Below are 13097 nucleotides of genomic sequence, written 5' to 3'. Positions count from 1 at the left end.
CGAGCCGCTCAACACGATGGTGCTCTATGGCTCCCAGTGGGGTCGCGCCACGATCCACAACACCGGCGTCGGGCCGCTCCACATCAACAACCTGACCGCGTCTGGGCTCAGCATCCGGGGCATCACGCTTCCCGCGACCGTACAAGGTGTCCGGCTGGTACAAGGCCACGGCCGCCACCCGCCTCAAGGCCTACTACCGCGATGGCTCGGGGGCCTGGCAGTTCTGGGCGCAGAGGCCCCTGCTCCCCACGCGGAGCAGCTACGGCTTCACCGAGTGGAGCACTCCGGCTGCTCCCTCGGGCGCCACGGCCATCAGCGTGGGGCTGTCGCTCGACCGAGTCGGCACCACAACGATGGATGACTTCGCCCTGTCGGATGTCTCGCTAACTCCGTAGTCTCGGAGTGGGCCCGGGTGTCTCACCCCTGCCCCTCGCGCAGCAGCGCCTCGGGAATGTTTATGTGGCGCGAGCGGAGCCACTCGCCCAGCCCCTTGCCCTGCGGATCGAAGCGCGTGGACCTGCCGTGGTACCAACGGCCCGTGCCAAGATTGCTGGGCTTCTCGGAATGGGGGCGGCGGGAATCGAACTCGCTCCGGACGGTGCGAAACCCTCAGCAGAATCGCACCCTTACCTCAGCCCTTACCTCGTAACCGCCGGAATGCCTTGAAGTCGTTATCCCGCCGCGTCCCGTTTCGTCCCGCCCTGTCACAGCACATTCCGCAGGCTCCTGCGACATACGTGCAACATGGCGGACGTGCGGAGCGCTGGGCCTCGCGGTGCGTGCTGGGCTTCGTGGCCAGCGCTCCGCATGAGCTCACTTCTCCATCGCTTGCTCCTTGAGCTGCGCCGCCGCGAGGCAGGCTCGCGGGTGGCCGCTCGTGCAGCTCTTCTCGAACAAGGTGAGCGCTCGAGCCGGATCCCGGATCACCCCTTTGCCCCTCGCGTAGATGAGGCCGAGGGCAAAGCAGCCTTCGGCCTCACCGTTCGTGCAGACCTGCTCATACAGACGGATGGCTTGCTTGACATCCTGCGACAGGTACACTCCCCCAAGACCCTCCTCGTACATCACCCCCAGACTGAAGCAGCCCAGCTCCAGGCCTTGCTGGCATGACCGCTGGAAGAGCCCGACCGCGCGAGACAGGTTCGGGGAGGCCATGCCACGGCCTTGAAAGCTGAGCGTGGCGAGGTTGAAGCACCCGGAGGCGATCCCGCCCCCGCAGGCCTTCGCGAAGAAGCTGGGCGCGCGGGATTCGCTGGTGGCCACGCCCTCATCCAAGAGGAGGATGCCGCGCTTGAAGCAAGCCTCGGCGGCTCCGCGTTCGCAAGCCTGTTCCAGCTCTGCGGCCGACGCGGCCCAGGCGACGGTCTGCTTGCTCCGTCGCGAGGTCTTGGGGAGCGCCTCGATGGGTTGTTGCAGGAGACGGCCCAGCCTCTCTGGTCGCGGGGAGTCATCTGGCAGGGACTTCAGGTCCCACAACAGGAGGCTCCTGGCCGTCTGTGTCCAGTCCACGAGCGGGAAGCGCTGCTCGAAGAGCCGGGAATCCCTGGCCCATCGGTTTTCGATGATGAAGCTCGGTCCGCTGGCAGAGAGATTGACCGCAGAGCGGGCACCCGCGGAGGACTGGGCGGTGAATGAGATCGAGCCGAAATAGGTCACAGCTCCCTGCGTCACCTCGAAGGGGGAGTTGCTGAACTCCGAGGTTTCGAGCTTGAAGGGCGGGCTCCCGTCACCGCGGTTGCACTCGACGCGTGCCGAGAAGAGCGCGTATTTGCCTGCAGGCAGAGCAAACGCGAAGGTGTTCCCTGTCAGCCGCTTCGTGTTGAACAGCGTGTGAGCGGGCGTCTCCTGGGTGAGGGATTCCTTCCTGGGCGCTGACGGGTTACGGAGGCGGGCGTCCAACCACACGCAGGAGAGCTCTGCTTCATCCGTGGGCATCGTGACCGTGCCAACGAGGAGGCCCTCGTCCTCTGCCAATGTTGGGAGGACGGGATGAAGACGCGGGGCAGGCGTGGCCGCCAGGCGAAGCTCCTCCTGAACCGCGGTTGGCAGTGAGGCAGGAGGCACAGGGAGAGCTTCACTCCTGGAAGGAGTGTCCTCCTCGAAAGGATTCTCCTCCACAGTGTGTGCCCTGCATCCCATGAGGAGCAGGCACACCATGGCTACGAGAGGCATTCGGCGCACGGGGTCTCCTGTTGGAAGCTTGGCGAGCCCCATGCAGCATACTCTTGCCAGCGACCAGGTATCCCTGCCCCGGCGCCTTTACGCATGTGCTGATTCAATCTGTACTGGGAGTGCGGCCGCTGTGGAGGCAGGCGACAGCGGCCAGGGCGGGCATGTGCCCCAAGCCGGGCTCTATGTCTGTATGATTCTCCAAGTCACGGGCTCTGGAGGGTTGTGATCGGAGGAACTCAGGACCGCGATGAAAAAGAACCAGTCCGGCGCCAGCTGCGCCCTTCGTGCAAGTGTTGCTCCTCTCCATTCGGACAAGCACGCCTCCGCTCTTCGGTAGCGCTTTTTACTGGCCGCTCGTCGGCTCCAAGGCAGAGACATGCGACAGGTTCTCAGGTGGATGACAGTGGTAGTCCTGTGCTGCTCGGCAGGGGCAGTGGCCGGGGAGGACAGACCGGACGCGCGGCTGCAGGAGGCGCAGCAGGCCTCCAATGAGGCGCTAGCGCTCTACGAAGCGGGCAAGTACTCCGAGGCTATTGCGAAGGCCGAGCATTCGTTCGTGCTGCGGGAAGCGGCACTTGGAGGCACACATCTCGAGGTCGCCACTTCGCTCAACAACCTCGCCTTCCTCTACACGGAGCAGGGTTTGTATGACCGGGCCGAGCCGCTCTACCAGCGCGCGCTCGCCATTCGGGAAGCGGCCCTCGGCAAGAACCATCCTTCCGTCGCCGCTTCGCTCAACAACCTCGCCCTCCTTTACGCGGAGCAGGGGTTGTATGACCGGGCCGAGCCGCTCTACCAGCGCGCGCTCGCCATTCAGGAAGCGGCCCTCGGCAAGAACCATCGTTCCGTCGCCACGTCGCTCAACAACCTCGCCAGCCTCTACAAGGACCAGGGGTTGTATGGCCGAGCCGAGCCGCTCTACCAGCGCGTGCTCGCCATTGATGAAGCCACCCTCGGCAAGAACCATCCCGACGTCGCTACTTCGCTCAACAACCTCGCCGGCCTCTACTTTGACCAGGGATTGTACGGCCGGGCCGAGCCGCTCTATCAGCGCGCGCTTGCCATCTGGGAAGCCGCCCTCGGCAAGAACCATCCCGACGTCGCCCGAGTGCTCAACAACCTCGCCAGCCTCTACAAGGACCAGGGGTTGTACGGCCGGGCCGAGCCGCTCTATCAGCGCGCGCTCGCCATCTGGGAAGCGGCCCTCGGCAAGAACCATCCCGACGTCGCCACTTCGCTCAATAACCTCGCCTCCCTCTACACGGAGCAGGGGTTGTACGGCCGGGCCGAGCCTCTCTTCCAGCGCGCGCTCACCATTATTGAAGCGGCCCTTGGCAAGAACCATCCTTTCGTCGCCACTTCGCTCAACAACCTCGCCAGCCTCTACAGGAAGCAGGGGTTATACGGCCGGGCCGAGCCGCTCTTCCAGCGCGCGCTCGCCATTCGGGAAGCGACCCTCGGCAAGGACCATCCCCACGTCGCCACTTCGCTCAATGAGCTCGCCAGCCTCTACTATGACCAGGGTTTGTACGGCCAGGCCGAGCTGCTCTACCAGCGCGCGCTCGCCATTCGTGAAGCGGCCCTCGGCAAGGACCATCCCGACGTCGCCACTTCGCTCAACGACCTCGCCCTCCTCTACGCGGCGCAGGGTTCGTACGACCGGGCCGAGCCGCTCTACCAGCGCGCGCGCGCCATTTTGGAAGCGGCCCTTGGCAAGAACCATCTCGAGGTCGCCACTTCGCTCAACAACCTCGCCGGCCTCTACGCGGACCAGAGTTTGTATGGCCGGGCCGAGCCGCTCTACCAGCGCGCGCTCGCCATTCAGGAAGAGACCCTCGGTAAGGGTCATCCCACCGTCGCCGCTTTGCTCAACAACCTCGCCAGCCTCTACTATGACCAGGGTTTGTATGGCCGGGCCGAGTCGCTCTTCGAGCGCGCGCTCGCCATTCGGGAAGCGGTCCTCGGCAAGAACCATCCCGAGGTCGCCACCTCGCTCAACAACCTCGCCAGCCTCTACAAGAGTCAGGGGTTCTATGGCCGGGCTGAGCCGCTCTACCAGCGCACGCTCGCTATTCAGGAAGCGGCCCTCGGCAAGAATCATCCCGAGGTCGGCTTGTTACTCAACAACCTCGCCTCGCTCCGGTTGGCGCAGCATCGCCTCGGCGCTGCCATTCCGCTGCTCACACGCTCCTTCGCCATATCCGAGCAGCGCCTGCGCCAGGAGGCGCTCGGCTTCTCCGAGGCGCGCATGGCCAGCTTCCTCCAACTTCTGCGCACCAACGAGGAACGCCTCTATGCGCTGCTTCGTGCCCATCCAGATGACGCCCGCGTCAGACGTCTGGCATTGGGCGCCGCCCTGCTTCTCAAAGGCCGCTCGGTCGAGGAAATGGCCAACATCTCCCGGGCTGTCTACCGGAGCCTGGGAGCAGAGGAGCACGACACCTTCGAGCGGTTGCGCGGGCTGCGCACCCAACTGGCCAAGCTCTCGCTCCAAGGCCCTGGCGCACTGCCACTGACAACCTACAAACAACAGCTCAAAGAGCTCGCCGAGCAGGGTGATGCCCTCGATGCCGATCTCGCCAAGCGCTCCGCACCTCTGCGCGCGCTGGCCGCGCTGCCGTCTCCCGCTGACATTGTCGACCGTGTCGCTGCGGCCCTGCCCAAGGACGGCGCCGTCGTTGAGTTCATCACCTATGAGGACAGCCCGCGCGTGCCCAAACATGGCACGCGTGCGTCACGGCGCTCCCGCCAACTGCGCTACCTGGCGCTGGTGCTCTTGCCTGACGCCACCATTCGCGCTCGCGATCTAGGACCCGCCGAGCCCATCGACTCGGCCGCCGCACGCCTGCGCGACGCCCTGGCCAACCGCGACGCCTCCTTCCAACCCCAGGCCCAGGCGCTCTACCAGCTCGCCTTCCGACCTCTGCTTTCACTGTTGGGGAAAACGCATCGCCTCTTCCTCTCACCGGATGGCCAGCTGGCCCTGGTGCCCTTCGCGGCCCTGCACGATGGCCACCAATTCCTCGTGGATACCTTCGACTTCACCTACCTCACCTCCGGCAAGGATCTGCTGCCTCGCCTCGAGGAGACAGCCCCCGCCTCCTCCGTGATCGTCCTCGCAGACCCGGACTTCGGCGCCTCGCTCCCAGCACCCGCTCCCTCCCGGGGAGACGCTTCTGCGCGGGCCGAGCGCTCCTCCGCCATCGAGCGCTTCTTCTCCTCACTGCGCGAGGACCCGGTGCACCGAGCCTGGGCCCTCACCCCATTGCCAGGCACCCGCCAGGAGGCCAAGGCCATCCAGCGCCTGCTTCCCCAGGCCCAGCTCTTCCTCGGTCCGGAGGCCACCAAGGAGCGACTGCTGCACCTGCCGACCCCTGGCATCCTCCACCTTGCCACCCACGGCTTCTTCTTGGGGGACGTCCCCGCTCCTACAGACTCCCGTGCCGTCGCCCACTTCGGTGCCCTGGGCGAGGAGCCTCTTGCCTCGCGCCCGCCGGATCCCCTGCTGCGCTCCGGGCTGCTCCTGGCTGGGTCAAGCGCTCCAGCACCTGACGCCTCCAGCCCCACCCAGCCCCCGCCCGAGAGCACCCTGGCGACGGCCCTGGAGCTGGCCAGCCTCAACCTGTGGGGCACTCAACTGGTTGTCCTGTCCGCGTGCGACACGGGCCGAGGCGAGGTCAAACTCGGGCAGGGTGTCTACGGGCTGCGCCGGGCCTTCGTGGTGGCGGGAGCAGAGACGGTGGTGATGAGCCTGTGGAAGGTGAACGACGAGACCACTCGACAGCTCATGGAGGATTACTACCGCAACCTGCTCGCGGGGCAGGGGCGAGCCACCGCCCTGCGCGAGGCCATGCGCGAGCTGCGAGCCCTCCAGCCTCATCCCCACTACTGGGCACCCTTCATCGTCGTGGGCAGCGATGCCCCGCTGCGCACACCGGCTCCCAACCCCCAAGAGCCACCGAAGTGGTGGCAGCAGGCGGTGAGCAAGAACGCGGAGGTGGTACCGAATGACCTGGGAAGCACGGACGGTCCCGTGACCCCGGATGTGGCAAATGTGGTGGAGAAGTCTCAGGGCACCTTCCAGGGGTGCGTGGAGACGGAACTGCGCAGGAACCCGTCCTTCAGGGGTGGGAGAGTGCTCCTGGTGGCTACTGTAGCGACCTCAGGCATCGTGAAGAGCACAAAGCTGGACCGTAAGGATCTGGATACCTCGCCGGTGGGTAAATGCATCAAGAAGACCGCCATGCAGATGGTCTTCCCGGCCTTCAAGGAAGAGGTAGCTGTGGAGATCCCGCTGATCCTCTCCTCTGGGACAATGTAATGGGTCCTGACGGCAGGCCGCTGCCGCGAGGAGCAGCAGCGAGGCCAGCGCGCCGCGTGCAGACAGAAGCCCACCAGCAAGGCGCACCGGGGCTGCTTTCTGGAGGAGGCGGAAGGTCGTTGGCAAGCCTTCTGTACAAGTGGCGCCTCGCCGTCATCAACGGTGAGGGCTGCACGGTGGAGCTTATCTAGAGGCCCCAGAGGAGTAGAGTCGGCGAGAGGCGCGGTGCCGCTCGGGTTCGTCGGCGCCTGCTGCGAAGGTCCGCTCTCGCTCGCCCTCTCGCCGAGTCTCACCCACCGTCCGTTTCCTCCACGCTGCTCATCGAATCGGACGTGCAGTTTTCCTGCAGCGACGCTGCGCCGGCCTTCTCGCTGGACACATGGCCTTCCCTGTATGTGCGTCATTTTGCTACCTCGCGGCTCTTCCCTGACCGGCCTTCCCCAAGACAGTCAACCCACCCCGAGGTCCCGCTGGCGTCACACCACCGGGGTCTCGACTCTGTTAAGCATGAAAATGCTCCCTGGCAACACACTCCGAGCGGGATGGGGCACCGGCATCCTGCTCGTGTTGGCAGCTTCCTCGCAGGCGCTCGCGGCGATCGCGTATCAACCCATTCCGCCGCTTGCGCCGCTGCACCACACCTACAACCCGGGCATTACCGACAACTTCTACACCCTCAACTACCAGGAGTCCTTCAACTCGACCCAGAACGGCTACGTCTCCCGGGGCATCCTCGCCTATGTCGAGCGCTACTCTCAGCCCACCGCCTCACCCTTCCGGCGCTACTGGAAGGGCCCGCCCCAGCTCGAGCACGTGTACCTGACCGACAACTACCCCGACGAGCTCAGCTACGTGCTCAACAACGGCTACGTCCCGGAAGGCAGTGAAGGCCACCTCCACACGCAGCAGGTGCCTGGCTCCATGGCCCTCTACCGGCTGTCGAAGTTCAACGCCAACACCGGGGATCTGGTCCACACCTATACGGCCTCCGCCGCGGAGGCCCAGAACCTGATGGCGCAGGGCTGGGGGTACGATCACATCGCCGGCTACGTGCAGCACACCTCGACCCTCTCGGGGATTCCCGGCAGCGGACTCGACGGGTACCCCGTCATCCCCGGGGGCCACTACCTTGCGCGGCGCTGTGGCAACAACGCCACGTGCCAGAGCGAACCCGGCTTCCGGAACTACTACGTCGGCTATCGCAGCGTGATGAGCACGCCCAAGCCGACAGGCACGCACCGTCAGACCCTGAGCTTCGACGTGTGGTCACCGGACTACTTCTCGCCGGCCCAGCACGAGCACATCGCCATCGGGATTCATGGGGACTTTCCCCTCAACTTCTCGAACATCGAGGCAAGCACAGCCCATGACGGGCTGGGCATCCTCCTCGGCGAGTCCGGCTGCGGCCAGGGAGCGACCTCGGTGATGATCGAAGCCTTCTCGCCCACATTCAGCACGGTCACCGGCCACTGCACACCCAACGTGCTGAGGAACAACGTCACCTACTCCTTCCGCATCACCGTCTCGGATACAGCCGAGATCAGCTATACGGTCCGGGAGAAGCTCACCAACAGGCTCGTCTCCAGCGACAGCCTCAACGCCGCGGGGCTGTGGGCCAATCAGAAGCTCCCGTTCCCTGCCAACAAGACCGGCTACTTCTTCATCCCGGCGACGCTCGGGAGCCAGGACTACACGCTCTACCTCACCAACCTCAATGTCTCGTGGCAGCCCTGAGCCGAGCATGAGACTGCCCCAGTTCAGTTCCGTGGACACCTGCTGCTTTTAGCTCAACCCAAGCCCTTGGCGCCCCCGTGCAGGACCGCTGCGCCGTTCTCAGGGCCAGAGAAGTTCCCGCTCCCACGGGCCCTCCGCTCTCTGCCGATAGCGCAGACGCGTGTGCATCCGATGAGGGTGGCCCTGCCAGAACTCCACGCGATCCGCCTGCACCGTGTACACGGTCCACACGGGTGCCACACGGCCAGGCTCCTCTGCGACATGCCGCTGCGCCTCGGCGAGCGCATCCTCCAGCACCTGGCGAGAGGGAAGCGGCTGGCTCTGGCGTCCGCTGAACACGGCCGCGCGCGCGGCAGGATGACGGGCGAGAAAATCCGCCGCGTTCTGCTCTGCCGAGCCTGTGATGACAGGCCCTCGCACGCGCACCTGCCGCCCCTGCAGAGGCCAATAGAACGTGAGCGCGGCCCAGGGTGTCTGCGCGAGGTCAGAGCCCTTGGCGGACTCCCTCGACGAGGCGAAGGCCCAACCCTCCGCGCTCACGTCCTTGAGGATGAGGACGCGTGCGGCCGGGTGGCCCTCCTCATCCACCGTGGACACTGTCATCGCGTGGGGCTCAGGCACGCCGGCCGCAATCGCCTCGGCGAGCCACTGCTCGAAGAGTGCCACGGGCTCTGCTGGAGCCGTGTCCGTGTCAAAGCGGGGCAAAGGGCCCTGGAGGACCGGCAGTTCCCGCAGCCTCTTGCGCTGACTCAACCCATCCTCCTATTCCGAGCCTGACTGCCCGCAGACGATAGCTGGCGTGACGGGCTCAGTCTGCCCTCGTTGACTCAGGGCGGGATGGAGGCGGCGGGAATCGAACCCGCAGCAACCGCAAGAGGCGAGCCCCGCGCCCACCAGCACCGTGATTCAAGGATTGCCGGTCCCGCTCCTCTTCGTCGAGCAGCCGAAGTCGCTTAGTCGCTGCGCAACGACACGATCGGATCGACGCTGCTCGCCCGCCGCGCGGGCATGTAGCTCGCGAGCATCCCGATGGCGATCATCATGACCGACATCAGCGCGAACACGACCGGGTCCAGCGACTTGACCTCGTAGAGCAGCGCGCCGAGGAAGCGCGTGGACGCGAGGGCCACGGCGACGCCGATGACCACGCCGATGAGAACGACCTTCGTCCCCTGCGACACCACCTGTCTGCGCACGCTCCCCGGCGTCGCGCCGAGGGCCATGCGCACGCCGATCTCACGGGTCCGCGCGGCAACGACGTACGACAGCACACCGTAGAGTCCCACCGCGCCGAGGATCAACGCGAGCGCGGACATCACACCGAGCGTCAACATCGTGAACGACAACTCCAGCGTGGACCGTCGCGCCAGGAACTCCATCGTGTACTCGCGGTACACCGGAGCCTCGGGGGCAATCTGGCGTACCAGCTCGCGCACCTCGCGCTGCAGCGTCTCGGCGCGCGACGACTTGAGGACGTACGCCGGCGAGCTCATCCTCCACGAACTCGGAGTCGGACCGGTGAGCGGGAAGTAGACGACCGCCTCACCGGCATCGCGCCAATCATCCTGCTTCACGTCCTCCACCACACCGACGACTGTCAAGGGTACAGCGGTGTTGTCGCCGGTGATGCGACGGATACGCTGGCCCAGCGGACTCCCGTTGGGCCAGAGCCTGGTGGCCACCGAACGGCTGACGATGACGTTGTTGTTCGGCGTGAACGCTTCGTCATCCGTGAACGCACGCCCTTGCAGCAACTCGATCCCCATCACGCGAAAGTAGTCCCCCGCGGTGAAGTTCTGGTAGAGCAGCGCGCCGCCTCCCTCATCGGACATGGCGTCGGAGAGAAATCGCCCAGCGGCCGTTCCTTCGTCGAGCGGAATGTTATTGACGAGACCGACCGCCGTCACACCTGGGAGCGCGCGCAGCTGCTCCATGAAGGTGACGTGCAGCCGCCCCCAGGCGGGTCCGTCGGTGAGGTGCTGCTGGTCGGGCGCGAACTGGAAGGTGTAGATGTCGTCGGTTTCGTAGCCGGGGTCCACGTTGCGCAGTCGCTGGAAGCTCTGAACCAGCAGAGCGGAGCAGATGAGGAGTACCAGCGCGAGCGCGGTTTGCCCGACCACCAGCATGTTGCGAACCCAGTAACGGCGGCCTGTGGTTCCCCGGCCCCCGTCACGCATGCTCGTGAGGTCGGGAGACGCTGCGCGCAGCGCGGGGACGGCGCCAGATATCAGCACGGCGAGCAAGACGAGCCCGAACGTGGCCGCGACCGTCGCGAGCTCCAGGCCTGCGGCGGCGTCGAGCCGCGGAATCCCCTGCGGCGCCGCGCGAAGGAAGAGCGGCAGTGTCACCGCGCTGAGAAACACGGCGAAGACGCCCGCAGGTACCGCCACCATCAACGCCTCCGCGATCTGGAGCCGGACGAGCTGCGCCCGCGACGCGCCGAGGGCTCGGCGGACTGCCATGTCGCGGCCGCGGCCCTCGGCCCGCACGAGGAACAGGTTGGCGACGTTGGCGCAGGCGATGAGGAGCACGATGAAGACTGCGCCCAGCAGCATCCACAGCGAGGTGCGCGCCGTGCGACCCACCATGCGGTCCAGCAACGGCTCCACCACCGCGCGGTGCTTTTCGATCAGACGGGCGTAGCTGGGTGGGCCGCCGAAGCGCGCGGGGAGCTCCTGGGAGAGTCTGGTCAGCTCCAGGGCGAGCTGCTCCCGTGTCACTCCTTCCTTCATGCGGGCAAGGACGAGTGCGCCGAACTGGCCGGGACGAACCTGCTCGACCCGAATGGGGGTGGAGACCCAGAGCATCGTTTCATCGCTCGGGAAGCGGAACTCCGGGGGCATGACACCAATGACCTGCTTCATGCCGTCCGAGACAAAGTACGACTTCCCGATGACCGATGGATCGCGTCCGAACCAACTGCTCCACAGCTGGTCGCTGATGAGCACGACGTCGTCATCATCCTCCGGGACGGGAAGGCGCCCCAGCTGCGGGCGCAGGCCGAGCAGCGGGTAGAGGTCGTTGGTCGGCCACGCCATCGGAATGCGCTCGACGCGGCTGTCCGTGCGCAGCGTCGATGTGCCCGCGCCGACCATGCAGAGGCCATCGATGAGCGTCGAGTGCTCCTTGTAATGAAGGTAGAACTCCATCCCGAGGTCGAAGCGCTCAGGGAGATCCGATCCCGGAGCGGAGCCGGCGACGGCGACCAGCCGGTCCGGGTTGTGGAAGGGGAGCGGTTGCAGCAGGACCGTGTTGACGACGTTGAACATCCCGGCGACCGCGCCGATCGCGAGAGCGAGGGTGCCAACGGCGGTGACGAGGAAACCCGGTGTGCGCAGCAACGCCCGACGCGCGTGGCTCAGGTCGCGACCGAAGCCCTGGACCCCCGCGAATGGCTGCGCGTCGCGGAACCGATCCTCCACGTTGCCGACGTTGCCGAAATTGCGTCGCGCGACGCTCTCGGCATCCTGGGGTGAAAGACCCTGCGCGCGCAGCCGCTCCGTTTCGAGCTCGAGGTGAGCGCGGATCTCGTCTTCGAAGTCGCGCTGGGATCGGCGTCCGAACATCAGGCTTTCTCCGGCGTGCTGTTCGGTTCCATGACACGGGCGATGGACTCCACGAGGCGGTTCCAACGCCCCCTCTCAACGGCGAACTGTCGCCGGCCAGCGGCCGTGAGGGAGTAGAAGCGCGCGCGGCGGCCGTTGTCCGAGATTCCCCAGGCGCCGCTGATCCACCCGCGGCTCTCGAGGCGCTGCAGGGCGGGATAGAGCGACCCGTGGTCGACCAGGAGCGTGTCACCGGACCGCGCCTGGATCGCCATCGCAATGCCGTGCCCGTGGTGAGACCCCAGGGCCAGGATGCGGAGGATGAGGAGATCAAGCGTTCCCTGGAGCAGGGAACCTCGGGGCGGTGGGACGTTTATGGTCGACATTCTACCTGAGTGTCGTGTGCCTCTGGTAGATTGTCAACCCGTGGCGCGGTGCGCTGCCAGGGTTCTTCGGGCGACGCGCGGAGGCGCCGCTGGAGCTCGACCTGCCCGCGCATCTGGACACGCTCATGCATGCCTATGAGCGCTTCCCGGAGCTTGGCGGGCGCGCGACTCAGCGCTGAGTAAGGCGGCGGGTTGTCTCAGGGCTCGCTTCTCGAGCCTGCACACTGGATGGGGAAGAGGAGGTCTGGCATCCTTGGGGAATGGCTCCTCTGGCTCGTTGGTATCGACTCACGATCGTGTCGCTGGTCCTGGCGGGGACGGTGGGCTGCGACCAGGCCACCAAGCAGCTGGCCATCTCGCAGCTCCGCGACGAGCCGGCCCAGACGTTCCTGGGCGGGTTCCTGCGGCTCGACTTCGCCGAGAATCCCGGCGCGTTCCTGGGCCTTGGCGGCAGCCTTCCTCGCCCGGTGCAGTTCTGGCTGCTCACGGCGGGAGTGGGCCTGCTCCTCCTCTACATGCTGTTCTACCTCGTGACGAGCCGCTGGCTCGGGCGTCTCCACGCCGTGGCGCTCGCGCTGATTGCTGGCGGTGGAGTGGGCAACTGGATCGACCGCCTGATGAACGATGGACGCGTCGTGGACTTCTTGAACCTCGGCATCGGCTCACTGCGCACGGGCATCTTCAACGTGGCGGACGTGGCCATCATGCTCGGCGGCGGACTGCTGCTCCTGGCCGTGCGAAGGTCGAACAGCCCTGGAGCACAAGACGGGGACTCTGGCCCGGGCGGCTCCCTGGCTTGAGGCGCTCTTGCGGCCGGTGGCGGCGAGAATGACGACAGGAGACAGGCGCCAGGCGTCCCTCCGGGCCGCAAGCAGTGAGGGCCCGGAGTGAAGCCTCGCGGGGCTACTTGCGGTTGCCGCGCATCCTCGGCGGCGGATT

Annotated in this window: 9 protein-coding genes; 5 read left to right on the top strand and 4 right to left on the bottom strand. The window is 66.2% G+C overall.

The genetic code is table 11. The features are described 5' to 3' along the window. Positions 1-146 precede the first annotated feature (146 nt). Positions 147-395 carry a hypothetical protein gene (locus VD972_RS29275; protein ID WP_324992053.1) on the top strand — a complete coding sequence of 83 codons (249 nt, stop codon included), beginning with the start codon at positions 147-149 and terminating at the stop codon, positions 393-395. Between the two features lie 418 nt (positions 396-813). Here VD972_RS29275 and VD972_RS29270 read toward each other — a convergent pair whose 3' ends face one another. Next, positions 814-1899, bottom strand: coding sequence for a tetratricopeptide repeat protein (locus VD972_RS29270; protein ID WP_324992052.1), 1086 nt, complete (start codon positions 1897-1899; stop codon positions 814-816). 670 nt (positions 1900-2569) lie between these two features. On the opposite strand from VD972_RS29270, the gene VD972_RS29265 reads away from it, so the two are divergent. Together VD972_RS29265 and VD972_RS29260 are read left to right on the top strand one after the other, a co-directional pair. Continuing rightward, complete coding sequence (locus VD972_RS29265) at positions 2570-6493, top strand: tetratricopeptide repeat protein (protein WP_324992051.1); 3924 nt, start codon at positions 2570-2572, stop codon at positions 6491-6493. A 507-nt stretch (positions 6494-7000) separates the two neighbouring features. Further along, positions 7001-8227, top strand: a complete 1227-nt coding sequence (locus tag VD972_RS29260) for a hypothetical protein (protein WP_324992050.1) — start codon at positions 7001-7003, stop codon at positions 8225-8227. A 99-nt stretch (positions 8228-8326) separates the two neighbouring features. Here VD972_RS29260 and VD972_RS29255 read toward each other — a convergent pair whose 3' ends face one another. The 3 genes from VD972_RS29255 to VD972_RS29245 all read right to left on the bottom strand — a co-directional run bounded on the left by VD972_RS29255 (position 8327) and on the right by VD972_RS29245 (position 12158). After that, on the bottom strand, positions 8327-8980 hold the full coding sequence (locus VD972_RS29255; RefSeq protein WP_324992049.1) for a pyridoxal 5'-phosphate synthase: 654 nt from the start codon (positions 8978-8980) through the stop codon (positions 8327-8329). A gap of 200 nt (positions 8981-9180) precedes the next feature. Next, on the bottom strand, positions 9181-11793 hold the full coding sequence (locus VD972_RS29250; RefSeq protein ID WP_324992048.1) for an ABC transporter permease: 2613 nt from the start codon (positions 11791-11793) through the stop codon (positions 9181-9183). After that, a complete protein-coding gene (locus tag VD972_RS29245; protein ID WP_324992047.1) occupies positions 11793-12158 on the bottom strand; it encodes a PadR family transcriptional regulator in 366 nt (121 codons plus the stop codon). The genes VD972_RS29250 and VD972_RS29245 overlap by 1 nt, the downstream gene beginning before the upstream one ends. Before the next feature lie 29 nt (positions 12159-12187). Here VD972_RS29245 and VD972_RS29240 point away from each other — a divergent pair, with 29 nt between their 5' ends. Both VD972_RS29240 and lspA read left to right on the top strand, forming a co-directional pair. Next, the gene (locus tag VD972_RS29240) at positions 12188-12337 is read left to right on the top strand and encodes a DUF5953 family protein (RefSeq protein WP_324992054.1); all 150 of its coding nucleotides are present in this window, start codon (positions 12188-12190) and stop codon (positions 12335-12337) included. 117 nt (positions 12338-12454) lie between these two features. After that, on the top strand, positions 12455-12958 hold the full coding sequence (lspA, locus tag VD972_RS29235) for a signal peptidase II (protein WP_324992046.1): 504 nt from the start codon (positions 12455-12457) through the stop codon (positions 12956-12958). Positions 12959-13097 lie beyond the last annotated feature (139 nt).

The organism is Hyalangium sp., from assembly GCF_035629615.1.
Lineage (GTDB): Bacteria > Myxococcota > Myxococcia > Myxococcales > Myxococcaceae > Hyalangium.
Note: the sequence above shows the minus strand (reverse complement) of the source record. Positions and strands in the feature narration are given on the sequence as shown.